General features: G+C 64.2%; 22 protein-coding genes and 1 tRNA gene. 14 read left to right on the forward strand and 9 right to left on the reverse strand.

Annotated elements, in window-relative coordinates:
* Nucleotides 1-179 precede the first annotated feature (179 nt).
* The gene (locus tag HB634_RS15410) at nt 180-968 is read left to right on the forward strand and encodes a LytTR family DNA-binding domain-containing protein (RefSeq protein WP_345777510.1); all 789 of its coding nucleotides are present in this window, start codon (nt 180-182) and stop codon (nt 966-968) included.
* 55 nt (nt 969-1023) lie between these two features.
* A tRNA-Arg gene (locus HB634_RS15415) sits at nt 1024-1100 on the forward strand.
* Nucleotides 1101-1163: 63 nt separating this feature from the next.
* Here the strand turns inward: HB634_RS15415 and HB634_RS15420 are convergent.
* From HB634_RS15420 to HB634_RS15435, 4 genes are all read right to left on the reverse strand, one after another.
* Nucleotides 1164-1709 (reverse strand): hypothetical protein, encoded by a 546-nt coding sequence (locus tag HB634_RS15420; protein ID WP_213949183.1) that lies wholly within the window; start codon nt 1707-1709, stop codon nt 1164-1166.
* 107 nt (nt 1710-1816) lie between these two features.
* A complete protein-coding gene (locus HB634_RS15425) occupies nt 1817-2614 on the reverse strand; it encodes a transporter (RefSeq protein ID WP_213949184.1) in 798 nt (265 codons plus the stop codon).
* Between the two features lie 101 nt (nt 2615-2715).
* Nucleotides 2716-3414, reverse strand: coding sequence for a response regulator (locus HB634_RS15430; RefSeq protein ID WP_213949185.1), 699 nt, complete (start codon nt 3412-3414; stop codon nt 2716-2718).
* Entirely contained in the window at nt 3411-4868 is a 1458-nt protein-coding gene (locus tag HB634_RS15435) for a DUF4118 domain-containing protein (RefSeq protein WP_213949186.1), read from the reverse strand. Before HB634_RS15435 ends, HB634_RS15430 begins: the two co-directional genes overlap by 4 nt.
* Nucleotides 4869-5005: 137 nt before the next feature.
* Here HB634_RS15435 and HB634_RS15440 point away from each other — a divergent pair, with 137 nt between their 5' ends.
* From HB634_RS15440 to HB634_RS15450, 3 genes are all read left to right on the forward strand, one after another.
* Nucleotides 5006-6568, forward strand: a complete 1563-nt coding sequence (locus HB634_RS15440) for an MFS transporter (RefSeq protein WP_213949187.1) — start codon at nt 5006-5008, stop codon at nt 6566-6568.
* Between the two features lie 88 nt (nt 6569-6656).
* Complete coding sequence (locus HB634_RS15445) at nt 6657-7301, forward strand: glutathione S-transferase N-terminal domain-containing protein (RefSeq protein WP_063570870.1); 645 nt, start codon at nt 6657-6659, stop codon at nt 7299-7301.
* A 111-nt stretch (nt 7302-7412) separates the two neighbouring features.
* On the forward strand, nt 7413-8330 hold the full coding sequence (locus tag HB634_RS15450; RefSeq protein WP_197478195.1) for an N-acyl homoserine lactonase family protein: 918 nt from the start codon (nt 7413-7415) through the stop codon (nt 8328-8330).
* A 25-nt stretch (nt 8331-8355) separates the two neighbouring features.
* Here the strand turns inward: HB634_RS15450 and HB634_RS15455 are convergent, their stop codons facing one another.
* Nucleotides 8356-9255: a LysR family transcriptional regulator gene (locus HB634_RS15455; protein ID WP_213949188.1), complete on the reverse strand. Its 900-nt coding sequence runs from the start codon at nt 9253-9255 to the stop codon at nt 8356-8358.
* Nucleotides 9256-9329: 74 nt separating this feature from the next.
* Here HB634_RS15455 and HB634_RS15460 point away from each other — a divergent pair, with 74 nt between their 5' ends.
* The 6 genes from HB634_RS15460 (at nt 9330) to HB634_RS15485 (ending at nt 17894) form a co-directional block, all read left to right on the forward strand.
* Nucleotides 9330-9989: a gamma-glutamylcyclotransferase gene (locus HB634_RS15460; RefSeq protein WP_213949190.1), complete on the forward strand. Its 660-nt coding sequence runs from the start codon at nt 9330-9332 to the stop codon at nt 9987-9989.
* Between the two features lie 188 nt (nt 9990-10177).
* Nucleotides 10178-11353, forward strand: a complete 1176-nt coding sequence (locus tag HB634_RS15465; RefSeq protein ID WP_063570873.1) for an efflux RND transporter periplasmic adaptor subunit — start codon at nt 10178-10180, stop codon at nt 11351-11353.
* 14 nt (nt 11354-11367) lie between these two features.
* A complete protein-coding gene (locus tag HB634_RS15470) occupies nt 11368-14556 on the forward strand; it encodes an efflux RND transporter permease subunit (RefSeq protein ID WP_063570874.1) in 3189 nt (1062 codons plus the stop codon).
* A 10-nt stretch (nt 14557-14566) separates the two neighbouring features.
* The gene (locus HB634_RS15475) at nt 14567-16090 is read left to right on the forward strand and encodes an efflux transporter outer membrane subunit (RefSeq protein WP_255548633.1); all 1524 of its coding nucleotides are present in this window, start codon (nt 14567-14569) and stop codon (nt 16088-16090) included.
* 11 nt (nt 16091-16101) lie between these two features.
* Complete coding sequence (locus tag HB634_RS15480; RefSeq protein ID WP_213949191.1) at nt 16102-17013, forward strand: LysR family transcriptional regulator; 912 nt, start codon at nt 16102-16104, stop codon at nt 17011-17013.
* Nucleotides 17010-17894 (forward strand): hypothetical protein, encoded by an 885-nt coding sequence (locus HB634_RS15485; protein ID WP_063570877.1) that lies wholly within the window; start codon nt 17010-17012, stop codon nt 17892-17894. The genes HB634_RS15480 and HB634_RS15485 overlap by 4 nt, the downstream gene beginning before the upstream one ends.
* On the opposite strand, the gene HB634_RS15490 is transcribed toward HB634_RS15485, so the two are convergent.
* The 4 genes from HB634_RS15490 to HB634_RS15505 all read right to left on the reverse strand — a co-directional run bounded on the left by HB634_RS15490 (nt 17878) and on the right by HB634_RS15505 (nt 22757).
* Nucleotides 17878-18420, reverse strand: coding sequence for a hypothetical protein (locus HB634_RS15490; RefSeq protein ID WP_213949192.1), 543 nt, complete (start codon nt 18418-18420; stop codon nt 17878-17880). The two genes, HB634_RS15485 and HB634_RS15490, sit on opposite strands and share 17 nt — an antisense overlap.
* 51 nt (nt 18421-18471) lie before the next feature.
* Nucleotides 18472-20646, reverse strand: coding sequence for a carboxy terminal-processing peptidase (locus tag HB634_RS15495; RefSeq protein WP_213949193.1), 2175 nt, complete (start codon nt 20644-20646; stop codon nt 18472-18474).
* A gap of 131 nt (nt 20647-20777) precedes the next feature.
* Nucleotides 20778-22253, reverse strand: coding sequence for a hypothetical protein (locus HB634_RS15500; protein ID WP_213949194.1), 1476 nt, complete (start codon nt 22251-22253; stop codon nt 20778-20780).
* A gap of 87 nt (nt 22254-22340) precedes the next feature.
* Nucleotides 22341-22757, reverse strand: a complete 417-nt coding sequence (locus tag HB634_RS15505; RefSeq protein ID WP_213949195.1) for an organic hydroperoxide resistance protein — start codon at nt 22755-22757, stop codon at nt 22341-22343.
* A gap of 256 nt (nt 22758-23013) precedes the next feature.
* Here HB634_RS15505 and HB634_RS15510 point away from each other — a divergent pair, with 256 nt between their 5' ends.
* The 3 genes from HB634_RS15510 to HB634_RS15520 are packed head-to-tail and all read left to right on the forward strand — an operon-like array spanning nt 23014 to nt 25649.
* The gene (locus HB634_RS15510; RefSeq protein WP_213949196.1) at nt 23014-23565 is read left to right on the forward strand and encodes a redoxin family protein; all 552 of its coding nucleotides are present in this window, start codon (nt 23014-23016) and stop codon (nt 23563-23565) included.
* A gap of 39 nt (nt 23566-23604) precedes the next feature.
* Complete coding sequence (locus tag HB634_RS15515; RefSeq protein ID WP_213949197.1) at nt 23605-24345, forward strand: response regulator; 741 nt, start codon at nt 23605-23607, stop codon at nt 24343-24345.
* Nucleotides 24342-25649 carry a HAMP domain-containing sensor histidine kinase gene (locus HB634_RS15520; RefSeq protein WP_345777505.1) on the forward strand — a complete coding sequence of 436 codons (1308 nt, stop codon included), beginning with the start codon at nt 24342-24344 and terminating at the stop codon, nt 25647-25649. The genes HB634_RS15515 and HB634_RS15520 overlap by 4 nt, the downstream gene beginning before the upstream one ends.
* The last annotated feature ends 68 nt before the right edge of the window (nt 25650-25717 follow it).

Here is a 25717-nt window from a genome sequence, read left to right on the forward strand (position 1 = left end):
ATGGCGGGGCAGGGGGGATGGATGTCTACCGACGGCCGCGACGACGTTATGATCCCGGCATGGAAGCCCACGTCCCAACCCCTCCAGGCAAGGAACTCGACCGCGCCCGCCGCCGCCGCCGGGTGCTGATGATCGCCTTCTGGGTGCTCGTCTTCGTCACGGCTGCCATCGGGAACACCATGACCGGCCGAATGGACGCCATGCGGTACGACATCCCGACGCCCACCTGGCAGATTGCCACCAACGAATTCAGCAGCATCGTCCTCGGCCTTCTGATGCTGCCCTTCCTGCTGAAGGCGTGTGATCGCTGGCCGCTGCACGCGGATACCTGGCGTCGCCGGTTGCCGCTGTACTTCCTTGGCAGCGTGGTCTACTCCGCCTGTCACGTGGTCGGCATGGACCTGATCCGGATGCTCGTCTACTCCGCGTCCGGTTCGACCTACGAGCCAGGCCCCTGGGTCAACCAGGCGATCTACGAGTACCTGAAGGACATTCGCACCTTCTTCCTGATCGTCGCCGTCGGTCACATGGTGGAATGGTTCGGTCGCCACATCCAGGGCGAGGCCAGCCTGCTCGACGTGCCTGACGAAGGTCAGCCGGTCGAGGCGATCGACCGTCCGGAGCGCTTTCTCGTGCGCAAGCTCGGTCGCGATTTCCTGGTCGCGACGGCGGATATCGAATGGGTACAGTCCGCAGGCAACTATGTGAACCTGCGCGTGCGCGGCCGGGACTATCCCCTGCGGAGCACCCTGGCGGCGCTTGAAACCCGGCTCGATCCGGCCGTATTCGTCAAGGCACACCGGAGCTACCTGGTCCACCTGGCCCAGGTCACCGCGATCGAGCCGCTGGACGCCGGCGACGCGCGCCTGCACATGGCCGACGGCACCGTGCTGCCCTGCAGTCGGCGCTACAGGGAAAGCCTGCGCGCCGCCGCGGCCGGTGCCGAACCCGCTCTGGCAAAGGCCTGACAGCCCAGGCTAGGCCGCTCCTAGCCATTCGGCTACAATGCCGCCTCTGCAATACGCGCTCGTAGCTCAGCCGGATAGAGTAGTGGCTTCCGAAGCCATTGGTCGGGGGTTCGAATCCCTCCGGGCGCACCATCTTTACCCACTTCCCTGTGGGAGCCGCTTCAGCGGCGATTCCCCACTCTCGCGCACAATCAGCTATCGGGTTGCGCTGTGGAGATTGGCGCGGACCGTGGCGGCAAACCTGGCGTCTTTGGCATCGTAGACAAGTTGGACTTTCCCGGCCTCTGCATGGACGATCACTCCATACGCCGCGCCAGGATTTTCGACCATTCCTTTCGGGCGTCGTTCGTCCGTGTAGTAATAGATGCGTGGCGACTTCGATGCATCACGAGGAACCCAGATGCCACCGGCGTGCGTCCAGACCAGATTAGTCGTCGCTCCTGTATCGACTGTGACGGGATAGCCTTGCGCCCGGAAATAGGTGCCCTGGTCATCTTCCTTCTCGGCCGTGTATGTACCGGGCTCCACCGAGAAATGCCAATCGCTTCCAAGCAATCGTGCCGGGACGTCGTACGCCGCGACCTCGCCCAGGACGATGGTGTCAGGGTGAGCAGCCACCCGCAGCGTATTTACCGGCGGGCCGCTAGTGCACGCGGCGAGACAAAGCGCCGACGCCATCCATGACACTCGCGCGTACCGCGCCATGGCAACGCAGTAGTCCGAGATAATGTTCATGCTCATCGTACGCATCCTGTCTTCCCCGCGGCGGAGTATCCGAAAAGCAGGCTGAGGCCGCAATCAAATCTTCATCGCATCTGCGGTCGAACTCTGTGTTAATGCATACGTCGTCACCATCGGTACGATACCCCCGCATAGAACTGATGGTCCGGCGTCGCATTGTTCACGCCCATGTTCGCGCCGACGTCCAGTTGCAGATCGGGACTGGCCAGAAAGGTAAACGCGATATCGGCGGACTCCTGCTTCACGTGGCCCGACGGATCGTGGTTGTCCTGGCGCCAGTACTCCACGGCGACGGACAGCCGGCTGGTCAGGGGGTGAGCCACGTTCACGAGATTCGTCACGGCGAGATGTCGCCCATGACCGTCGGCATCCGCCAGCGCATCGAGTTCCGGTCCGATCGTGACTGAAAATCCGCCGCCCACCGCTGCGCTTATCGGCACGGCGACACCACCTTCCCACCGATCGTTGCCGATGTCGTGCGAGGCGGTGGGAGCCTTCACGAAGGGGATGACCGAGGCGCTGAACACGTCGCCGCTGTAAAGGGCTGTTTTCACCCGCACGTAGATGTCGCCTGAGCCGCGCGTGGTGTGGCGTTCGCCTCCCTCTTTCGTGGTCACGCGCACGGCCGGCGCCCAGTTCACTTCGATATCGGTGTGGGCGCCGATGCCGTACTTGAGGTACGGGTTGACGAAGTAAAGCGTGTCGGTGCTGCTGCCGGGGTGCGCGTCGTGCGTGGCATTGCCCACATCGGCTTCCAGCTGCCACGTGCCCTCGGGCACGGTGCAAGGCGCATTGGCCTTGGTGGGACGATCCGTACAGATCGGCGCAGCCTCATCGGCGTGGGCGGTGAAGGCCGGAAGGATGGCAAGGAGGGCGAGCGGAAGAAGCATGGAACGGAACGACATGGCCACGCCTTGGAATCAGGGATGACCACCCATGCTATGCATCGTCGTCTAAGGGCGGCGTTCTATTGGGTGCCGCGATATCAAGATGGCATCAAGAGGCGTCAGACAAGGCCGGCCAGCCGATAGCCGACCTGAAGCTCCGTCACGAAATGGCGTGGTCTTGCCGGCTCGTCTTCCAGTTTCTGCCGGAGATTGGCCATGTAGACGCGTACATAGTGCGGTCGCGTGGCATAGCCCGGGCCCCAGACATCGTGGAGGAGTTGCTTATGGGTCAGTACCTTGCCCTGTCCACGCACCAGCGCAGTCAACAGACGGTACTCGATGGGCGTCAGGTGCACGGACTCGCCCCGGCGTAAGACCTCGTGCGTCGCCAGGTTTACTTCGATGTCGCCGAAGCGCACGCGCGCGCTGGCCTGGCCACGATCGCCGGCAAGACTGGCCCTGCGCAATTGCGCACGCACGCGTGCCACCAGCTCGGGAACACCGAACGGCTTGGCAAGATAGTCGTCGGCGCCGGCTTCCAACGCAGCCACTTTTTCCGCTTCACTGTCGCGTGCGGAGAGCACGATGATCGGTGCCGACGACCAACCACGCACGTCACGGATCACCACCTTGCCGTCGTCGTCGGGCAGGCCGAGATCGAGCACGATCAGGTCGGGCTGCCGGCTGGCGGCCTCGATGCGCGCACGTAGCGCGTCGCCCGCCTCGAAGACCGTCATCTCCTCGCGCTCGAGGGCCAGCCGAAGGAATCGGCGGATATCCGACTCGTCTTCGACGATCAGGATGCGTGGCTTGTTCATACGGGGTCTTCCCGGTCGATCGCCGGCGGATCGCCTGCGGCCAGGGTGATGTCAAAACGTGCGCCATGCGGGTTGCCGCGTGACGCGGACAGGCTGCCGCCGTGCGCCTCGACGATGCGCCGTGAAAGCGCCAGCCCCAACCCCACACCCGGGACGGCGGACTCACGGGTACCCCGCGCGAATTCCGCGAAGAGCGACTCGACCTCGATACCGGGGGGAAAGCCGGGGCCGTCGTCCTCAACCGTCAGGTGAATGTGGGCGCCGACGAAGGCAGCCTCGATCCTGAGCGTCGCATCGTTAGGTGTGTATTTGGCGGCGTTGTCGAACAGGTTGGCTAGTACGCGCTCGAACAGGGCCGCATCCAGCTCGACCAGGGGGAAGTCCCGAGGTATGTCGATCACGACCCGACGTCCGCCAAGATGCACCGTGGTCAGCGCCGATCCGACGACCTCATCCAGTGCATGCCATTGCAGGTCCAGATGCACCCCTTCGCCCTGCATGCGCGCCGCGTCCAGCAGGTTAACCACCTGGCGTTGCATGCGACCGGCCTGGTTTGCGATAGCACGCGCGATGTCGTTCTCGCCCAACATACTGGCCATGCCGCGAATGGCGGTCAACGGTGTTCGCAGGTCGTGGGATACGGCGGCAAGCAATGCGTTTCGCAGGCGTTCGCCCTCCATGCGCAGCTGGGTTTCATGCGCCACCTCGACGTAGTGCACGCGTTCGATCGACAGGGCGATGAGTGACTGGACCGCACGAAGCAAGGTGATCTGCCCGGCATCCAGTGGGCCACTTGTCGTGCGTTCAAGCATGAGGACGCCACGCGTGCTCATGGCTGTGGAAAGCGGAAGGTAGGTCGCTTCGCCCGAGGGCAGCATGTCGGTATCGCGGCCGGCAGGAAGGCCGTTTTCGAGCACCCATCGGGTGACGGCCGTTTCGTCCGCATCGCCGGGTAGCAAAAGCGTGGTGCGGCCGTCGAACAAGGGACCGACACGCACCGTGCAAACCCGTGAAATGTCTTCGTTACGCACGGCAATCGACAGGTCGGTGGCCACGGCCGCCAGCGCGCTGGCGCGTCTCTCCCTGGCTGCTGCGGTAACGGCCTCGTCGCGCAGGCGAGCCGCGAGCTGCCCGGTGACCAGGGCCACCACCAGCATCAGGAAGAAGGTGAAGAGGTACTGCGTGTCGGAAACATGAAACGACCAGACCGGCGGCACGAAGAAGAAGTCGAAACTGCCCACGGAGACAAACGCCGCGAGTGCCCCGGCGGCGCGACCCCAGCGCAGGGCCACGAGCACGACCGTGAGCAGGAACACCATCACCACGTTCGACAGGTCGAACACCCGCAGGAGCAGTGCTGCGATGCCCGTCGTGGTTGCGCAGGCGCAAACGGCGTAGATCAGCACACCGTAGCGAAACGGCTGCGGCTTTACCTTCAGGGTGTGCGGAATCATGTCCAGGCATGATAGCCGGGGTCTCGCACGTGCGTCATTGTCACGGCTTGGGCGACAGAGCATCGCGGATCGCCGGGTTTTTCGGGCCGGGCTGATGGTGGAAAGTCGCCGGTCTCTTTCTCTGTACGGCCGCCGTCATGACACCCAAGGAAATCGTACCCGCTCGCGGTGGTCCCCCCGCGCACGGCGGGAGTCTCCTGATTCTCGCTGCCATCTGCCTGTCGGCCCTGGTCCTGCCACTCAGCTTCACCGGGGGAGCGGTCGCCACGCCTGCGATTGGCCGCGAGCTTGGTGGAAGCTCCGCCGGCCTCACGTGGATCACCAACGCTTTCATGCTCAGCTTTGGTAGCTTGCTGATGGCGGCGGGTGCACTGGCCGATCAGTTTGGCCGCAAGCGCATGTTCGCGGCCGGTATCTCCTTTTATAGCGTGTTATCACTCGCCCTCGCCTTTGCGCCGTCGGTCGGTTGGCTGGACGTTCTTCGTGCCGTGCAGGGCATCGCTGCGGCAGCGGCACTCGCCAGCGGCACGGCCGCACTCGCGCAGGAATTCGACGGTCATGCCCGGACGCGAGCATTCAGCATGCTCGGAACCACATTCGGCATCGGGCTCGCGTTCGGTCCGTTGATCGCCGGCGGGTTGATCGATGCATTCGGCTGGCGCTCCGTGTTTGTTCTCACGGCCGTGCTGGGAACCATCGCCATGGTGTTCGGCGTGCCGCGCATGCGTGAAACCCGCGACCCCGGTGCGCAGGGCGTCGATTGGCCCGGCGCGATCACGTTCACCGCAACGCTCGTTCTTTTCACTTCGGCCGTGATCCAGGCACCCGATAGCGGCTGGTCGAGTGCGTGGGTGGTCGGCATGCTCTCGGGATCGGTGGCCAGCCTTTTCGCCTTTATCGTCATCGAGAACAGTGTTGCGCGTCCGATGCTCGACCTCAGTCTGTTCCGCGTGCCGCGATTCGTCGGTGTGCAGATCCTGCCGATCGGCACCTGCTATTGCTACATCGTGTTGGTCGTCATGCTGCCGCTGCGGTTCATCGGTGTCGAGGGCATGAGCGAGATCCAGGCAGGCCTGCTGATGATCGCGCTGTCCGCGCCGATGCTGGTCGTGCCGATCACGGTGGCCTCGCTGACGCGCTGGATGCCGGCCGGCGTCCTGTCAGGTATCGGTTTCCTCATCGCAGCGGTCGGGCTGCACTGGCTCAGCCTCTACAGCGTGGGTGACTCGATGTTCGCCCTTCTCGCGCCGATGGTGGTGACGGGCATAGGCGCCGGCATGCCGTGGGGCCTGATGGATGGTCTTTCGATCAGCGTCGTTCCGAAAGAGCGTGCGGGCATGGCCGCGGGCATCTTCAACACCGCGCGCGTCGCTGGGGAGGGCATCACGCTCGCCATTGTCAGCGCCGTGCTGGCCGGGCTCGCGGCGGCGAACCTGGGTCATCTCGTTCCGGATGGTGGTGCACAGCTGTCCGAAGCGGCGCAGCGCCTGGCTACCGGCGACATGGCGAGGGCGGTGACGGCACTGCCGGCGGCGACGCATGAGCAACTGGCAGCGAGCTATGAAGAGGCGTTCCGCGCGCTCCTGCACATCCTTACGGGGATCACCGTTATCTCCGCCATCACGGTTTTCGCCTTCCTGAGCCGGACGGCAGTGATCGAGGAAACTGTCTCCCCTGAAGCTACAGAGCTGATCAACTGACCGGATTTATCTCCGATAGCGCAATCAGCAGACTTTGCGTGCAGTCCGGTCGCGGACCGGCACCCCTTCACAGCCAGGAACCAACATCATGTCCAAGCTCTACATTGCCAATCAGACCTGCTCGCAGGCCGTACAGATCATCGCGAATGAGCTTGGCCTGACGCCGGAGCTCATTCACTACAACGTGTTCGACAAGAGCACCTCGAACGGTGACGACTTCGGTCAGGTCAATCCGCTGGGCTATGTTCCTGTACTCGTCCTCGACGACGCGAAGGCCGAGCAACTTTCTGAGACCATCGTCGTGGTGTCCTACCTCGCGGACCAGCACCCGGGCTCGGGCCTGATTCCTGCGCCGGGTACGATCGAGCGCGTACGCATCGATCAACTCCTGACCTTCGCGGCCACCGAGATCGCTCAGAAGCACATTCCGCTCATGCGCAAGCTGATGACGGCGGAAGGCTCGGAGTGGACGCGCAACAAGATCGTCAGCGCGTACGCCGTGCTGGACCAGCGACTTGCCGACGGGCGCGCCTGGCTGAACGGTGACACCTTCACCGTGGCGGATGCATACGTATGGGCCACGATGTGGCACGAGCGCAGCGGCGCGCGCATCGAGCATCTCGAGCACCTCATGGCATGGAAGGCGCGTGTCGACGCACGGCCGTCGGTGCGCAAGGCGCTTCAGGACGAAGCAAATGTCGTCGCCGTGCACGAGTCGCTCGCCGCAGCCTGAGCGGATCGGTCCGCGAGAACAGGCCACCGGCGGCCCCAGGACAGCCGGTGGCCTTGGGCACAATTCGCCAATCCTTCGTATCACGCTCGTGTCCTCATGTTCGGGCGACTCATGAGCGGAGTGGACGTGATGGGAATGCGCGCACGGGTATTGATGTCGGCGGTCGTGCTGGCCGCTTTGATCGGATCGGTGATCGCGCCGCCGTCGAAGGCCGCTACGCCCCTTCCCGATCCGGCACGAGCCGGCTTTGCGGATCGCCTGTATCGACTCGACTGCGGCCATTCGCTCGCGAACGACGAATCGGTGTGGACACCCGGGGAAAACGTCGGACGTCCGATCGAATTTTCGTCGACGTGCTGGCTGATCAAGCGGGGCGGAAAATGGTTACTCTGGGACACCGGGGTTCCGGAATCCGCATTGAACGACCCGAAAGGCTGGTCGACGCTTCCCCAGTTGATCGTTTATCACCTCGATAAAACAATCTCGGGGCAACTTTCCGCGGTCGGCCTGAAGCCGGACGATATCCAGTACGTCGCGATATCGCACACGCATGGCGACCATATCGGAAACGTCGCACTGTTTCCCAATGCGACGGTGCTGATACAGCGCGTCGAATACGAATGGATCAGTTCGCCCGACGGGCCGAACGCGAACGTGAACCAGTTGAAAGCGCTTGCGCGCAAACTCATGGGAACACCGAAGCATCTTCAGCTTCTCGACGGGAACACGGATGTGTTCGGCGACGGCAGTGTCACGCTGTTTCCGACGCCCGGTCATACGCCCGGAAGCCAATCCCTGCTTGTCCATCTGAGGAAGTCGGGCTTCATCATCCTGTCGGGTGACGTTGCCCATCTCGACGCGAATTTCCGCAATAACGTTGTGCCCACCCTGAACACGGATAAGGCCGCGTCGATCGCGTCGATGGAAAAGGTCAGGACCATGATGGGCACCTATCATGCCCAGCTATTCATCAATCATGACAAGGCACAAACCGACACCTTGAAGATCATTCCTGCCTTTTACGATTGACGGAAGCGCTCGAGGCCGAACTGGCCTAACGGAGGAACTCGGCGAGGGCGTCAAGCACGATGCGTGTGCGCGAAGGCATGCGGTGGCCAAGCGGAATGAGCGCATGAACGGGCGGCCCGGGGATGTCGGCTTCCGGAAGCACATGAACGAGCGCACCGGCTGCGATAAGCGGCCGAGCGACACGATCGAACAACTGAGAGATACCGAATCCGTGGACCGTCGCGTCGATGAGTGCCTGCCCGTCGGATAACACGAGCACGGGCGCCGGCACGATATCCCGCGTGGCGTCCCCGTCTCGTACGGTCCACGGCCGCAGACGGCCGGATGAGGCACGGAAGATCGCCGCGTCGTGGACACTGAGGTCGGCGATCGATGTGATTGCCGGCTTGCGCGCGAGATAGCCCGGCGAGGCATAGAGCCCATTCCGCAGCGTGCATAGTTTGCGTACCGACATGTCACTGTCTGGCGGAAGCTCACCGATGCGTACGACGAGGTCCCACCCCTCGGCGACGGGATCGGAGATGCGATCAACGAAGGCCAGCTCCAGCGCGATCTTCGGATACGTATCTCGTAGCGCGGCGAGCGTCGGTAGAAACAGCCGGCCGAAGCCAGCCGGAAGATCGATGCGCACCTTACCGATGGGTTCAGCGCGCCTTGCCGCCAAGGCCTGCTCCGCATCACGCAATCCCGCAAGCGCCGCCTGCGAAGCCTGGAGGTAGATCTCGCCATCTTCGGTGAGACGCACGGCGCGTGTCGTCCGCTGGAAGAGCTTCGTGCCCAGACGCGTCTCCAGACGCTGCACCGCCTTGCCTACGTTGGATTTGCTTGTCCCCAGGTTTTCCGCAGCGCGCGTAAAGCTCCCCGTCTGGGCAACGGCTGTGAAGGCCACGATCTCGGGTACGGAAGCATCGGCGCGTTCGGTCATTGTGTCCCCCTGGGCGCCAAAGAGTATTTGCTTACCGGATTTATCCGTCAATCAGCGCAGATCAGACTTTCTCCATGCTGACGAGAAAGCTCATCGAATCCGGCGCGTACCTCGACCACTTCCGCGGCCTCGACCCTGCGATCTGCTGGGACGACGAACGTCAGGCGCGCTCGCTTGCCGAGACGCTGGCCGCAGCGCCTTCGCAGGACACCGGGATCTGGATCTTTGGCTACGGCTCGTTGATCTGGAATCCCATGCTTTGCTTTGACGAGCGTCACTGGGCCACGCTGCCTGGGTGGCAGCGCAGCTTCAGCCTCGGCATGGTCGCGGGCAGGGGGTCGCCGGAGCAACCGGGCCGGATGCTGGCCGTCCAGCCCGGCGATTCGATCCGCGGTGTTGCCCTGCGCCTGATCGGTGCGCAGGCCCACGATGAACTCCGCCTGCTATGGCGGCGCGAAATGCCGACGGGCGCCTACCTGCCCACATGGGACACAGCGGTACTCGATGACGGCCGCAGGGTCGTGTCACTCGTCTTCGCTGCCAATGCTGACCACCCGATGCACGCGGTGGACTCATCCGTCGCCACCGTGGCGCCCCTCGTCGCAGCGGCGAGCGGCCCTTATGGCAGTAACGCCGAGTACGTACTCCGGCTAGACGATGAACTGGTCGCCGCGCGGGCGACAGACGCCTATGTGCACTCACTCGCCTCAGCCGTAAGGGCGCTGACGCCTTGACGGCGCGCTGGCGATTGTCGCCGGCGGGGCGCCAAAGAAACGCAAATAGCCGGATTTATCCCGCAGGCCGCGAAAGCCAATCTATGCACCGTGAGTCATGACCGTCATGCCCGCGCGCATCTCGCGCCCTCTCCGGCCCTGACCGACACGAGCTCTTTCTCTTCCACACACGTTCCTGGAGACACTTCATGACCACCACCCGCAAACGACTTTCCGTTGCGCTCGGCGCCCTGCTTGTCGTCGGCGGCGCCGCCGGCATGGCTACCTACCACGGTCACGAGGCCGTCGCAGCCGCTCACGCGGACACGGTAGCACCGGCCACCGAAGTCGACGTCGCCCCCGTCATCGCGCGCAGCATCACCGAGTGGCAGGGCTACTCCGGCCGGCTGCAGGCGGTGGACCGGGTCGACATTCGTCCCCTCGTCTCCGGCAAGATCGTCGCCGTCAACTTCCGCGACGGGTCACTGGTCAAAAAGGGCGACAAGCTGCTGACAATCGACCCGCAGCCCTATCAGGCAGAAGTCGAGCGTACCGCGGCGCAGGTTGCCGCCGCCGAAGCGCGCGCTACCTACACCACGACGGATGCGGCTCGCGCCGAGCGTTTGATCGGTAGTAACGCCATCGCCCGTCGCGATTACGACGAGAAGGTGAATGCCTCGCGCGAGGCGCAGGCTAACCTCAAGGGTGCACGCGCAGCCTTGTCGGCAGCGAGGATTAATCTCGCCTACACCGACGTCGTCGCTCCGGTATCCGGCCGCGTGTCGCGTGCCGAACTCACGGTGGGCAATGTCGTCAATGCCGGCGCAACCGGTCCGGTCCTGACCACGATCGTTTCCGTGTCGCCGATCTACGCGACTTTCGAAGTGGATGAACAGACGTACCTGAGCAACCTTCGCGGCCGCGATGGCACGAAGATTCCCGTGGCGCTTGGCCTCGCCAATGAGGACGGTTACTCGAAGCATGGCGTGATCGATTCGATCGATAACCAGCTCGATACCACGTCCGGCACGATCCGCGTCCGCGCGCGCTTCGACAATGCCGATGGTTCGCTCGTACCAGGCCTGTATGCGCGCCTGAAAGTGGGTGCCGGCACGCCGCACGACGCCGTACTCATCGAGGACGCCGCCATCGGTACGGACCAGTCGAAGAAGTACGTCCTGGTGGTCGGCACCGATAACAAGGTGCAGTACCGCGAAGTGAAAATTGGCGACCTGCACGACGGCCTGCGCATCGTTACCGCCGGGCTGAACGCTGGCGATCGAATCGTTGTGCATGGCGTGCAGCGGGTGCGCCCCAGCGATGTCGTCAAGCCAACCCCTGTCGACATGGGCGCCGCACTCGCGACGGCCCAGGCCGCTGACTGACCGGAGCCTATCCCATGAACATCTCCAAATTCTTTATCGACCGGCCGATCTTCGCAGGCGTGCTGAGTGCGGTGATCCTGCTCGCAGGTGTCATCTCGCTCACCAAGCTTCCGACAGCGGAATACCCCGAAGTCGCACCACCCTCCGTCGTCGTTCGCGCGCAGTACCCGGGGGCGAACCCCAAGGTCATCGCCGAGACCGTCTCCGCGCCGATCGAGGAACAGATCAACGGCGTGGAAGACATGCTGTACATGCAGTCGCAGGCCAACGCCGACGGCAACACCGCGACCACGGTGACCTTCAAGCTGGGCACGGACCCTGATAAGGCCGCGCAGCTGGTGCAGAACCGCGTGGCTCAGGCATTGCCCCGCCTGCCCGAGGATGTCCAGCGCCTTGGCGTGACAACGGTGAAATCGTCGCCCACGCTGACCATGGGCGTGAGCGTCACGTCGCCGAGTGGAAAGTACGACCTCACCTACCTGCGCAATTACGCGCTGATCAACGTCAAGGACCGCCTCGCACGCGTGCCCGGCGTCGGCGAGGTGGTCATGTGGGGCGCAGGCGACTATGCCATGCGCGTGTGGCTTGACCCGCAGAAGGTTGCCGAGAAGAACATGACCGCGTCCGACGTGGTCGCTGCCATCCGCGAGCAGAACGTGCAGGTCGCGGCGGGCATCGTCGGTGGCGCGCCGATGTCGAAGGACGTGCCGCTCCAGCTCTCGGTCAACGCGCAGGGCCGGCTGAAGACGGAGGAGCAGTTCCGCGACATCATCGTCAAGAAGAACGCGGACGGTGGAATTACCCATCTCTCCGACGTCGCCCGCGTTTCCCTGGAATCCTCGGAGTTCGCCCTGCGTGCCCGCCTGGATAACAAGGAAGCCGTGCAGCTGATCATCTTCCAGCAGCCCGGCGCAAACTCCCTGAAGATCTCCGACGATGTCCGCGCCGCCATGGCGGACATTAAGAAGGACATGCCGGAAGGCGTGGATTACGCGGTGAAGTACGACCCCACGCAATTCGTGCGTGAGAGCATCGATGCGGTTATCCACACGCTTTTCGAGGCCATCATCCTCGTGGTGCTGGTGGTGATCGTCTTCCTGCAAACCTGGCGCGCATCGCTCATCCCGTTGCTCGCCGTGCCGGTTTCCATCGTCGGTACGTTCTCGCTGATGCTTGCCTTCGGCTACACCATTAACGCCCTGTCGCTGTTTGGCATGGTGCTCGCCATCGGTATCGTCGTCGATGACGCAATCGTGGTCGTCGAAAACGTCGAACGAAACATCGCCGCCGGACTGAGTCCACGGGAGGCGACCTACCAGGCCATGCGCGAGGTGAGCGGCCCGATCGTCGCCATCGCCCTGACCCTCGTCGCCGTGTTCGTGCCACTCGCCTTCATGTCGGGCCTTACCGGTCAGTTCTACCAGCAGTTCGCCATGACGATCGCCATCTCGACGGTGATCTCGGCCTTCAACTCGCTGACCCTGTCGCCGGCACTTGCCGCCATCCTCCTCAAGGGACACGACGCTCCCAAAGACTGGCTGACCCGCGGCATGGATCGCGTCTTCGGTCGCTTCTTCGCCGGGTTCAACAGGCTCTTCAACCGCGGCTCGGAGGCCTACGGCAAGGGCGTGGGTCGCGCGGTGGGCCGCAAAGCCCTCATGGTCGGCGTCTACCTGGTATTGCTCGCCGCCGCCGGTGTGCTGGGCAAGACCGTGCCGGGTGGCTTCGTGCCGGCACAGGACAAGGACTATCTGGTGAGCATTGCCCAGCTGCCCGCGGGCTCCTCGCTGGAGCGCACCGATGAAGTCATCGAACAGATGACTGCCATTGCGCTGAAGGAACCCGGCGTGGTGGCTGTCCCGTCATTCCCCGGCCTGTCGGTGGCTGGCTTTGCCAACTCGTCATCCGCCGGCCTGGTGTTTCCGGTCCTCGCGCCGTCGAAGGAGCGCGGCGACGCTCTCTCGGCCGACAAGATCGCCGCATCGCTCAATGCGAAGTACGCGAGGATCAAGGGTGCGCAGATCGCGACCTTCCCACCGCCGCCGGTCTCTGGCTTGGGCGCGCTGGGTGGCTTCAAGCTGCAGATCGAGGACCGTGGCGCCCTCGGCTACGAGGCACTGAACGATGCCGTCCAGGCCTTCATGAAGAAGGCGTCGCAGGCGCCCGAGCTAGGCCCCATGTTCAGTAGCTATCAGATCAACGTTCCGCAGCTCGACGTCAAACTCGATCGCGTGAAGGCAAAGCAGCTCGACGTGTCCGTGACGGACGTCTTCGACACGATGCAGATCTATCTTGGCTCGCTTTACGTCAACGACTTCAACCAGTTCGGTCGCGTCTACCAGGTTCGTGCGCAAGCCGACGCGCCCTTCCGCATGAATGCGGATGCCATCGGTCAGCTCAGGACGCGCAATGCGAATGGCCAGATGATTCCGCTGTCGTCGCTGGTCACGGTGAATCCCACCTATGGTCCGGATACCGTGGTGCGTTACAACGGCTTCACGGCGGCGGACATCAACGGTGGTCCTGCGCCGGGGTATTCGTCCGGTCAGGCCCAGGCTGCCATCGAGCGGATCGCTGCCGAGACGCTACCGCGCGGCATACGTTTCGAATGGACCGACCTGACCTACCAGCAGATCATCGCCGGCAACTCGGCCATGTGGGTCTTCCCGATCAGCATCCTGCTCGTGTTCCTGGTCCTGGCCGCGATGTATGAAAGCCTCACCCTGCCGCTGGCGATCCTGCTGATCGTTCCCATGAGCATCCTGTCGGCCCTTTTCGGTGTCTGGCTCACCGGCGGCGACAACAACATCTTCACCCAGATCGGGCTGATGGTTCTCGTCGGTCTCTCGGCAAAGAACGCGATCCTCATCGTTGAGTTCGCTCGCGAGCTGGAGATGGATGGCCGAGGCATCGTCGAAGCGGCGATCGAAGCCAGCCGGCTGCGCCTTCGCCCGATCCTGATGACGTCGTTCGCTTTCATCATGGGTGTTATCCCCCTGGTGACATCGACCGGTGCTGGTGCGGAGATGCGTCACGCTATGGGCATCGCGGTGTTCTTCGGCATGCTCGGCGTCACCCTGTTCGGTCTGATGCTCACGCCCGTCTTCTACGTGCTGTTGCGCAAGCTTGCTGGGAGCAAGCCGCTGGTCGACAAGCACGGTACCCATACCCACATGCAGCTCGACGCTGCGTCGAAACATTGAGGAGTACGTCATGAAAGCCGTTTTCATGGGTCGTCTGTTCAAGGGCGCCACCGCGGTGGCCGCCACCCTGATTCTCGCCGCATGCTCGCTGGCTCCCGCTTATCACGCGCCGTCTGCGCCTGCGGATGTGGCCTTCAAGGAAGCCTCGCCCTCGTGGTCGCAGGAAACGGCCACGGCGCTCGACGGCAGCACATGGAAGGCGGCGATGCCGTCGGAAGAGGCGGCGCGCGGTGAATGGTGGAAGATCTTCAACGACGCGGTACTGGACAAGCTCGAGCGCCAGGCACTTGAGGCCAATCAGGATCTCAAGGCCGCCGCGGCGCGCGTGAAGGAGGCACGCGCGCTCAACCAGGTCGCCCGTTCCGCCTACTTCCCTACGGTCGATGCGGGGCTGGGTGCCACCCGGCAACAACCGTCGGCGGCCTCGCAGGGCCTCGCCGATGGCTCACGCGTCCAGCCGTCGACGGTATATCGCGCCCAGGCCGATGTCTCCTACGAGGTCGACCTGTTCGGCCGCGTGGCCTCCAGCGTGGACGCCGCCAGGGCTGATACGCAGCGCAGCGAGGCGCTGTTCCGTTCGGTGCAGCTCGCGTTGCAGGCGGATGTCGCACAGAACTATTTCGCATTGCGTGAGCTGGATGCCGAAGGCGAGATCTATGCGAATGCGGTCGCCTTGCGCGAGGACAGCCTGAAGCTACTGAAGAGTCGCTTCGCCGAGGGGTACATCTCCGAGGTGGATGTGCTGCGCGCCGAGTCCGACCTGTCGACCGCACGCTCGGCGGCGATGACGGCGCAGCGCCTGCGTGCCGCATCGGAGCACAGCCTCGCCGTATTGCTCGGCAAGACACCGGCCGAGTTCACCATGCCAGCCAGTCCGTTGGTGTCGGTGAACCTGCGCATTCCGGCCGGCCTGCCGTCGTCGCTTCTGGAACGCCGGCCGGATATCGCCGCGGCCGAGCGCGCGATGGCTGCCGCGAACGCGCGGATCGGTGTGGCAAAATCCGCATTCTTCCCATCCCTATCGCTCACCGGCACGGGCGGTTCCGAATCGTCATCCTTCGGCAATCTGTTCAAGTGGAGTAGCCGATCGTTCCTGCTTGGTCCGCTGACCGGTACTGCGCTGAGCCTTCCGCTGTTCGACGGCGGCAAGCGCAAGGGCGATCTCGCCAATGCGAAAGCGACCTATGAGGAACAGGCGGCGACGTACCAGCAGCAGGTGCTCCTCGCGTTTCGGGAAGTGGAGGACAACCTCGCTACCTTGAGAATCCTCGAGGAACAGACCCGGACTCAGGATGACGCCGTCGCGTCGTCCACGAAGGCGGCGTCGCTGCTTCGGGCGCAATACACCGAGGGTCAGACCAACTACCTGGATGTTCTCGATGCGCAGCGGACCGTGCTGGGCACACGTCGCGACGCGGTGCAGCTGGAGGGGTTGCAGGCCATCGCCACTGTCAATCTTATCCGCGCCCTGGGCGGTGGCTGGGACGACACGGCGAACCCGGCTCCGGCCGTCACGCCGGTCGCGACACGCTGAGGAGCGACGACATGGAACGTTTTACTGCGTTGGAGACCTTCATTCGCATCGTCGATACCGGATCGTTCACGGCGGCGGCCAGGCAACTGGGCATCAGTCAGTCCGGCGCATCCAAAGCGATGGCGCGGCTCGAGGCGGAACTTGGCGTCCGCCTGTTGCATCGATCGACCCGCAGTATGAGCACCACCGACGCGGGCCGTCGCTTGCACGGGCACGCCAAGCACGCGCTGGCCCAACTCGAGGACGCACTGTGCGCCGTGCGAGCCGAGGCGCAGCAACTCACAGGCAAGCTCAGGGTGTCGGCTCCGCCGGGGTTTGCCCGCCGACACGTGGTCTCCGAGTTGCCGCGGTTCCTCGATCACAACCCGGGACTGGAGGTGGAGGTCGTCATGGATGACGCGCTCCACGATGTGGCGGAGGCGAGGATCGATCTCTGCCTGCGCCACGGTGAGCCAGGGCGGAAGATTCCGGGAAGTCGCCGGATCGGTCTGGGCCGCCGGCTTGTCGTCGGCTCGCCTACCTATTTCGCCAGTCACGGCGAGCCGCATACACCGGATGAACTCGCGATGCATAGGGTAGTCATCTGGTCGGCCGACAAAGCGTCGAACACCTGGTCATTCCACCGTGGCCACGATGTGCAGCATGTCGAATTGAAGGGTCGGCTTCGCGTCGATTCACGCGAAGGCATGCGCGATGCGCTCCTCGCCCAGGCCGGCGTCGCCGTTATGTCGGAATGGGACGTCGCCTCCGAACTCGCCAATGGTTCGCTTCGCCCCGTCCTGGCGGGCTGGAGCCTGCCGACGGACGAGATCTGGGCCGTCCCCACGGGCGGTCGCTTGATAAGCCCGGCGGTGAACTCGATCATGTCCTTCATCGAGGCATCCATCCGGCGTTCGACGCCATGCGGGAGCGAGGACGAATGAGTGGCAACGCGAAGGCGGTGGACGTGACGCATGCCCGTGGCCTTGGCCTGGCGTTGGCTGCGCTGGCCAAGGGCAGGGAAGACGATGCCATGGTCGCATTGACAGCTACCCGGCAGAGATCGTTCATGGCACGCGCGCTGCTCCTATCCCTGGCGGAAAGGCAGGACGCCAACGCCTACGACGCCCCGCGGGCGTTTGAAGCGTTCATTCGCGGTGGCGGTAACATCGCGCTCTACAGCGCTATGAGCGACATGCTTGCCCGGGTCTACGATCGGTATCGACCGGCGCGCATGATCGACATCGGTACGGGTGACGGATTGGCGTTGGTTCCCGCGCTCGCTGCCGCTTCCCATCGCCCGCGGGAGGTCGACGTCGTCGAGCCGAACGAAACGATGTTCACGAAACTCGCCGCGCGACTTCCGCTACATGCGGGATACCACCAAGGCTTTGAGGCGTTCGCCGAGAACCTGGGAGCGGACGATCGTTGGGAGCTTGCGCAGTCGACCTTCGCGCTCCAGTCGATCCCGCCGCATGCACGGATGCCGGCACTCACTCAACTGGCGTCCCACGTGGACCGTTTGGTTATCGTCGAGTTCGATATCCCGATGTTCGCGGAGGGGAGCATCGACCTGTATGAATCACTGGCGAGGCGATACGAACTCGCTGCCACCGAGCAGGGCGAACATGCGGAGTTGGTGGCCTCCGGCTTTCTCGCTCCCATGCTGCTCGGCCAGCTTCGTGCGCAAAGCCCCTCGAACTGGGAGCAGCCGGCCGCCGCGTGGGTCGACGAGCTTCTCGCGAGCGGTTTTCAGGTGGTGGAGGTCGAGCACGTGCACGACTACAGCTGGGCGCCCGCTGTGCGCATTATGGCGGTGCCGTAGGTGTTCCGCGACGAGGGTGGTCGATCTGACGAAGCACGGTGTCGTAGGAGGCTTCATCCGCGGTCGTCGCTTCGACATAGGCGGAAATCCCAGGCAGCTGCCGGCGGAGGTCCTCATTGCGTAAACCCAGCACGAGCTTGGACCGCATGTCGGCGCCATCTGGGAGCCAGCTTATCAAGACGACCTTCGACTCCGGATCGCCGTTCCTGTCCGTGAACTGGAAGTCCACGACGTACGACCTGCAATCACGCGTGGGAAATGTCCTGACGAAAAGGTCGAATGCCGCGGGAGTTGCCGTTATGTCCGACTCGGACGTGCTGTCCATGACCATCGTTGACTGGGCGTCGTTGAGCCTGAGGGCGATGTACGTGAGCCTGTGCGACGACGTCATCTGCCGGTAGGCTTCGGTCACCGCCGGGCCCAGCGTAAAGCCTTCCTGGGCGAGGGCCGCCTGGCCAGGACTGAACAGCACGACGACGGCGATAGCCAGTCGACGAATGAAGGCGCGGGATGCGCGATGCTTCATGGAGTGCTCCTTGCGTTCGCAGCATGTGAAACCTATCCCTGTCCCGTGAGATTACCCCGCCTTCGGGGTGGGAGCTACCGTCATCGTCATCGCCGCTTCGTCGGCGATGATTTGCGCGGCCTCCTGCACATACGGATCTTTCGACGGTTTGGTGGGCTCCGGGCGCTTGTCCTGCGCCACGCTGCGCTCTTCCGGGTCGAGACCGTCGTCGCCCTGGGGTGAGGCATCGTCGTCGGCCGGGAGGCCATCGGCCAGGTTCAGCGCGTTGCGACGCGCACGGAAGTCCGCGGAGGCTTTCAGGTCGGCCTCGCGGGTGGCTTTGCGCTCATCGAGGTTCAACGAAACGGTGGTGCGGGCTGCCGTGGCCTGGAAAGCGGCAAGCTCGTCGATGGTCAGCTGCCACCGCGCCGCATGTTGCACGCGCGCGGCGTGCGCGCTGTCGAGCTTCGGCACGAGCGGCCCGAGGATGGCGTCGTGCGTATGCGGCACGGCAGCGATGGATGACGCCGGCAATGCGTTCTTATAGGTCGACTCGCCGAAGTCCTTCTCGTCTTCCGTCGCCGGGAAGGCGATGTCCGGTGTCACGCCGAGCAGCTGCGTGCTGTCGCCGTTGATGCGATAGAACTGGGCGATCGTCATCTTCAGTTCGCCGAGCTTGCCCTCGTGCTGCTCTTCGACGGCTTCGTCCAGGTCGAGCAGGTTCTGCACCGTGCCCTTGCCGAAGGTGCGCTGGCCAAGGATGACGCCACGACCGCGATCCTGGATCGCTGCGGCGAAGATCTCCGAAGCCGATGCCGAGCCATGGTTCACCAGCACACCGAGCGCACCCGTCCAGGTCGGCGCAGCATTCGTGGCGCCCTGCACATCGACCTTGCCATCCGCGCTGCGCACCTGCACGACAGGTCCCGCGCCCGTGAACAGGCCGACCATGTCCGAGGCCTCGGTCAACGAGCCGCCGCCGTTGTCGCGGAGGTCGATGACCACGCCGTCGACGTTCTGCTTCTTCAGTTCGCCGAGCATGCGCGAGACGTCGCGCGTCACGCTGCGATAGTTCGCGTCGCCTGCGCGACGGGCGTCGAAGTCTTCATAGAACGAGGGCACGGTGATGATGCCCAGCTTGTGCGCATGGTTTGGGCCGCCGACCTGGAGCACGGTCTGCTTCGCGGCTTCGTCTTCGATGCTGATATGGCGGCGGGTCAGTGTGACGACGTGTGGAGCGACATCGCCCTTGCTTTCGTCGGGTAGCAGCTCGACACGGACCGTCGTGCCGCTCTTGCCCTTGATCAGTGCGATCACGTCATCCGACCGCCAGCCGATCACGTCGGTCAAGGGACCGGCGCTGCCCTGGCCGACCCCGGTGATGCGATCGCCGACATGAATCTTCCCGGACTTTGCCGCGGGGCTGCCTGCGATCAGTTCGGTGACCTGCGTGTACTCGTCGTGCTCGCGCAGGTAGGCGCCGATACCTTCCAGCGACAGCGACATCTCGGTGTTGAATGCCGTCGCGGCCTCGGCGGCGAAATAGTCGGTGTGCGGATCGGTCGACTCGGCATACGCCGTCATGAAAAGCTGGAACGCGTCGTCGGCGCTCGTCTTCCCGATGCGGGAAGCGAGGTTCGTGTAGCGATGGGTGAGCGTCTTGCGGATGGCGTCGTCACCCTGTCCGGCCAGTTTCAGGCGGAGCCAGTCTTCCTTGGCGCGCTCGCGCCAAAGCTCATGGAGTTCGTCTGTCGATGCAGGCCACGGCAGCGCCTTGCGCTCGGTGGCGATGGATTCGTGGGCCGTGAAGTCGAAGCCATCCTTCAACAGTGACTGCGCGTAGCGCGACTCTTCCACGATCCGGTTGAGGTAGAGATTCACCGGCTCGAAGGCGGGCGTCAGGTCGCCCTGGTCGATGGCTGTGCCGAGCGTGGGACGGAGCGGTGCGAAGTGCGCGATGTCGGCCTGGGTGAAATAGCTGCGCTCGGGGTCGAGCGTCTCGACCAGCTTGTCGAAGACGACAGCCGAGAACGCGGCGTCCAGCGGCCGGGGCCGATAGTGGAACCGGGTCAGGAATAGCGTGGCGACCTTTCCGGCGACGGCTTGCTGGTCGGTAGGAGCCAGCGCGATCCGGGACGGTGTGGGGGCGCCCGTCGCTGCCGTCTGGGGCGCGCCGGTGGCCGTGGTCAGGGCAAAGGTCGCGCAGATCGCCAGGGCGGCGAATACGACGGAGCGGGGGGAAGTCATGGGATATCTGGTCGCGGCATTCGTTGAGGGCATTCTGGCATGGCCATCATGGAGGAGCCGGCCATTCGTGCGGCTTTCCGCGGGATAGGTCGCGAAATCTTGCGATCGCTGCCTGCGTGGTTCGGGCACTCCTAAGGGGAGGCGAGGGCTTTGCCTCGTAGCGCGCCTGCCCTGCCAGGTGACTGCGCGAGCGTGGTCCGGAAGGCTGCGAGTGCGGCCGCTCGTTGGTTCTGCAGTAGCAGGAGATCGCCAAGTTGTTCGCGCGCGGGAAGGATCGGTCCCGGCGTCACCGGCCGCTTCTCCAGCGCGTCCTCCTTGTCTGCGGCAGCGCTGAGCAACCTCACCGCATTTGCCGGCTCGCCGCTGGCTTGCGCCGACCAGGCCATGACTTCGTCCGCCAACACGCTCGTCTGCACCGACCAATAGGTGTCGCCGGCCGCGTTGAGCTGCGTGGCTATCTGTGACAGGCGGTTCGCTTCCTGTCGCGCCTCCGCGGCATGCCCGGTGCGCGCCAGTCCCAGCCCCCTCGCCCATACGGCGATGGCGACGACGGAGGGCGGTGCTCCCGAAGCATCCTTGATCGCACTGGCATCCGCCCAATGCGACTGCTCCACGGCGACACGGATGGGCATGGCGGTAGCGGCATAAGCGATACCGAAATCCTCCATGTCTAGCGAGGGCATGGTGCGCATCGCGTCGACGACCGCACTGGCTTCCTTCGCGCGACCTGTCTGCATATAGGCGTAAACCAGGTAGTCCATCGCGTGCAGCTGTCCCATCGTGTCGCCGTGCGCGCGCGCGGATGCCTGGGAGGCGAGATTGGACTGGATGGAGTCGTTCCACAGGCCGAGACGCGTGAAGATGTGCGATGGCATGTGCAGCGCATGCGGTGCCGAGGGTGCGATGGACGCGTACTTCCTGGCCGCAGGGAGCCCACGTTGCGCCAACTCGGCGCTATCGCAGGCGTGGATAAGGTAATGGGCGATGCCGGGATGGTCGGGATGCGTCCGGAACAGGGGCTCGAGGATATCGATGGCCTGCTTCTGTCGGGCGTGGGTCTTGTCCGAAGGCGCCGCGTTCGACAGGAGCGCGACGGCATAGAACACCTGCGCTTCGACATCGTTCGGGTTGCTTCGAGCCAGTTCGGCCATGGCCTTCTCGTAGGCGAGCGTGCGCTGTGCCGGCGTGAGGCCGGCATCGACCTTGTAGAGCTCGCCAAGCGCGTGAATGAATTGCTGCTCACGAGGTGTCGTTGCGCCCAGCCGGGTTGCTTCGAGCATTTCCTTCTGGCCCGCGGCGAAGGTGTCCGGTGGAAGCGCCGGCGCCCACACGGGGTGGAAGTAGGTCATCGCTATGCCCCAATGCGCCATGGCGCAGTGGGGATCGGCAGCGGCGATATCGCGGAACGCCTGCGTGGCGGGACCGTAGGCGAAGGAATGCAGCAGCGCGACGGCGCGATCGAAGGGCTGCTGCACCTTCGGGTCGCAGGAGATGGAAAACGTCACCTTCCCCAGCTTCTCGGGCATCCCGTGGTCGTGCATTTCCTGGCCATGTGCCGCTGCAGCAACGAGCAGCGACGCCCAAACGACCCACGACCGACGAAACATGCGTATCTCCAGTGGCTCGCAATAATCTACGCCCGACGGGCCGTCGCTCACATACCCAAAACGGCTAATCCGCCCCTGGCGTCACCGTCAGGCGAGCGTGGTGACGATGTCGATGTTCCCGTGCAGCGCTTTCGAGTACGGGCAGGTGCGGTGCGCGGAGTCGATCAGGGACTGGGCGACATCGCGGTCAAGCCCGGGAAGGCTCACGTTGAGGCGGGCCTGCAGGAAGTACTCCTCACCCGAGGTACCGAGATCGACCTCGGTGTTCACCTCGGTGTCCTTGGGCAGGGCGATGTGCTGCGCACGGGCGGCAAGACCCATCGCACCGATAAAGCAGGCGGACCAACCGGCGGCAAGCAGCTGTTCCGGGTTGGTGCCGGTGCCGGCTGTGCCGGGGGGTGACAGCTTGACCACCAGGCGGTCGTCGAAGCTGCGCGACTCGCCGTCGCGGCCGCCGGTGGTACGGGTCTTGCCGGTATAGAGGACGTTCTCGATGCGTGACATGGTGGTATCCCGTTCGGTTGGAGGTGACGACTAGGAGACGCCCGCGGCGTATCCCGGGTGTGTCGCCACCTCCGCCCCAAGGCATCGAAATGTGTAGCGCGGGCCTCTGGATACATTCGGTTACACACGAGGTTTCCATGGCCGGAACAGGCGCCACCGCCCCGCTACGTTCGGTTACAAAACGGCGGTTGCGCGACACGCGCGGGATACGTGGCGGGGCTTCAATAAGTCATCCTCAATGCACAGATGACTCGCCATGACCTCTCCCCGCCTGCTCCTCGTCTTCTCCGCCTTATGTATCTCCGCCATTGCTTCCTGGCCTGCCGGCTGGGCACGTGACCGCGCAGGCGATGTCGCGTCCGCCTCGGCCGTCGTGCCTGCGCCTGAATTCACCGGTATCGATCACTGGTTCAATTCCCAGCCGCTGTCGCTGAAGGACCTGCACGGCAAGGTCACGCTGGTGGAATTCTGGACGCACGAGTGCATCAACTGCGTCCACGTGGTTCCCCACACCGAGGCGTTGTACCAGCGCTATGCCAACGATGGCCTGGTCGTCGTCGGCGTCCATACGCCGGAGTACGACGAAGAGCACGACCTCGGGGGTGTCGCCTCGGCCATCAGGCAGCAAGGCATCACCTACCCGGTCGCGGTCGACAACAGCTACGCCACCTGGAACGCCTATGGCAATCGCTTCTGGCCGGCGCTGTACCTGATCGACCAGAACGGCAAGATTGTCTACAGCCACTACGGCGAGGGAAACTACGACGAAACCGAAGCACGCGTCCGCCAGCTGCTCGGCAAGGCGTGAACCTGACCCTTTCTTTCACCTGGTAACCCGGAGCCTGGCATGGACCATGTCGACCATATCCTCGTTGTCGATGACGACCGCGAGATTCGCACCGGTGTCGCGCAATACCTGCAGAAGAATGGGCTGCGCACCAGCGTGGCGGCAGATGGTCGCGAGATGAACGCCTTGCTCGACACCACCGCCGTCGACCTCATCGTGCTCGACATCATGATGCCGGGTGACGATGGCCTGGTGCTCACCCGTAACCTGCGCGCAAGCAAACACCGGGCAATCCCGGTGCTTTTGCTCACCGCGCGGGACGACGAGACCGACCGGATCATCGGCCTGGAGATGGGTGCCGACGACTACGTGGTCAAACCGTTCTCGCCACGCGAGTTGCTGGCGCGTATCAACGCGGTGATCCGCCGCACGCGCATGCTGCCGCCGAACCTGCGCGTGACCGAAGCCAGCGGCATGCTCGGTTTCGGCCGCTGGCGCCTGGACACGACCGCGCGCCACCTGCTCGACGACGAAGGCACGATCGTGTCGTTGAGCGGGGCGGAGTTCCGCTTGCTTCGGGTATTCCTGGATCACCCGCAGCGGATCCTTTCGCGGGACCAGCTGCTCAACCTCACCCAGGGTCGCGACGCCGAGTTGTTCGACCGCTCGATCGACCTGATGGTGAGTCGTCTTCGCCAGCGCCTCGTCGACGATGCGCGCGAACAGGCGTACATCAAGACGGTCCGCAACGAAGGCTACGTCTTCACCATGCCGGTCACGGTGCTCGGGGAAGCGTCGTGAAGGCGACGCTCCGGCGCTGGATGCCGCGCAGCATCGCGTCGCGCCTGTACCTGATCATCTTCGCCGGTTTGCTGCTGGCGCATGGCATGTCGTTCGGGCTGCTCTTCTTCGAGCGTTACCAGAGCGCCAAGACGGTCATGCTCAATACGCTCGAGCATGACGTCGGTACGTCGGTCGCGATCCTTGACCGTCTTCCGGCGGTGGAACGGCCGGCATGGATAAGTCGTCTCCAGCGCGATAACTATCGCTATATCCTCGGGCCCGGCAAGGCCGGCGCCGATCCGATTTCGAATCGCGCGCGCGTCGTCACCGATCTGATCCAGCGCGAAGTCGGACCATCGTTTGCGGTCAAGGCGAACACCGTGTCGATGGGCCCGGAACGCTACCAGGTGCATCTCACCCTGCATGACGGAGAGCCCCTGAGCATCGAGGTGACCCCCCGGGTGATGCCCCTCGCCGACTGGCTTCCCTTCGTCTTCATCCTGCAGATGGTCGTGCTTCTGGTGATTACCTGGGTGGCTGTCCGTCTGGCGACGCGCCCCTTGGTGCGTCTGGCGCGCGCCGCGGAATCCATCACGCCCACGAACGACGGACCACGGATGTCCGAGGACGGTCCGACCGAGGTGGCACAGGCGGCGGTTGCCTTCAACGCCATGCAGGATCGCATTGCCCTCTACGTGAAGGAACGCCTGCAGATCCTGGCCGCGATCTCGCACGACCTGCAGACACCGATCACACGGATGCGCCTGCGCGCCGAGGGCCTCGAAGAGTGTCCGGAGCGTGGCAAGCTGCTACAGGACCTCCACGAGATGGAGCATCTGGTGCGAGAGGGCGTGGCTTATGCGCGCAGCGCGCACGGCGCGACGGAGACGCCGCGCAAGATCGACCCGGCGGCCTTCGTCGAAAGCCTGGTGTTCGACTACCAGGACACAGGCAAAGCGGTGAGTCTCACCGGCAGCGTCGACGGCACCGCCATCGTCCGGCCGCAGGCCCTGCGTCGCGTGCTTGGCAACCTGATCGACAACGCGTTGAAGTACGCGGGTGCTGCGGAGGTGGGCATGACGCGCACGTCCGCCGGGGCCTTGTGTATCGAGGTGGCCGACAACGGGCCGGGTATTCCCGATGACGAGCTGGCGCGTGTGCTGGAGCCGTTCTATCGGCTGGAGACGTCGCGGAACCGCGATACGGGTGGGACCGGGTTGGGATTGGCGATTGCGGCGCAGTTGATGCTGTCGGTGGGCGGGCGGCTTACGCTTGCGAATCGGGCGGGTGGTGGGTTGGTTGCGCGCGTGGAGTTGCCGTAAGGCCGGCTGGTCGCGCTGAATGTGGGAGCCGATTCATCGGCGATGGGTGCTGGCGACACCGCCAGGTA

It is taken from the genome of Luteibacter sp. dw_328, assembly GCF_018449605.1.
Classification (GTDB): domain Bacteria; phylum Pseudomonadota; class Gammaproteobacteria; order Xanthomonadales; family Rhodanobacteraceae; genus Luteibacter.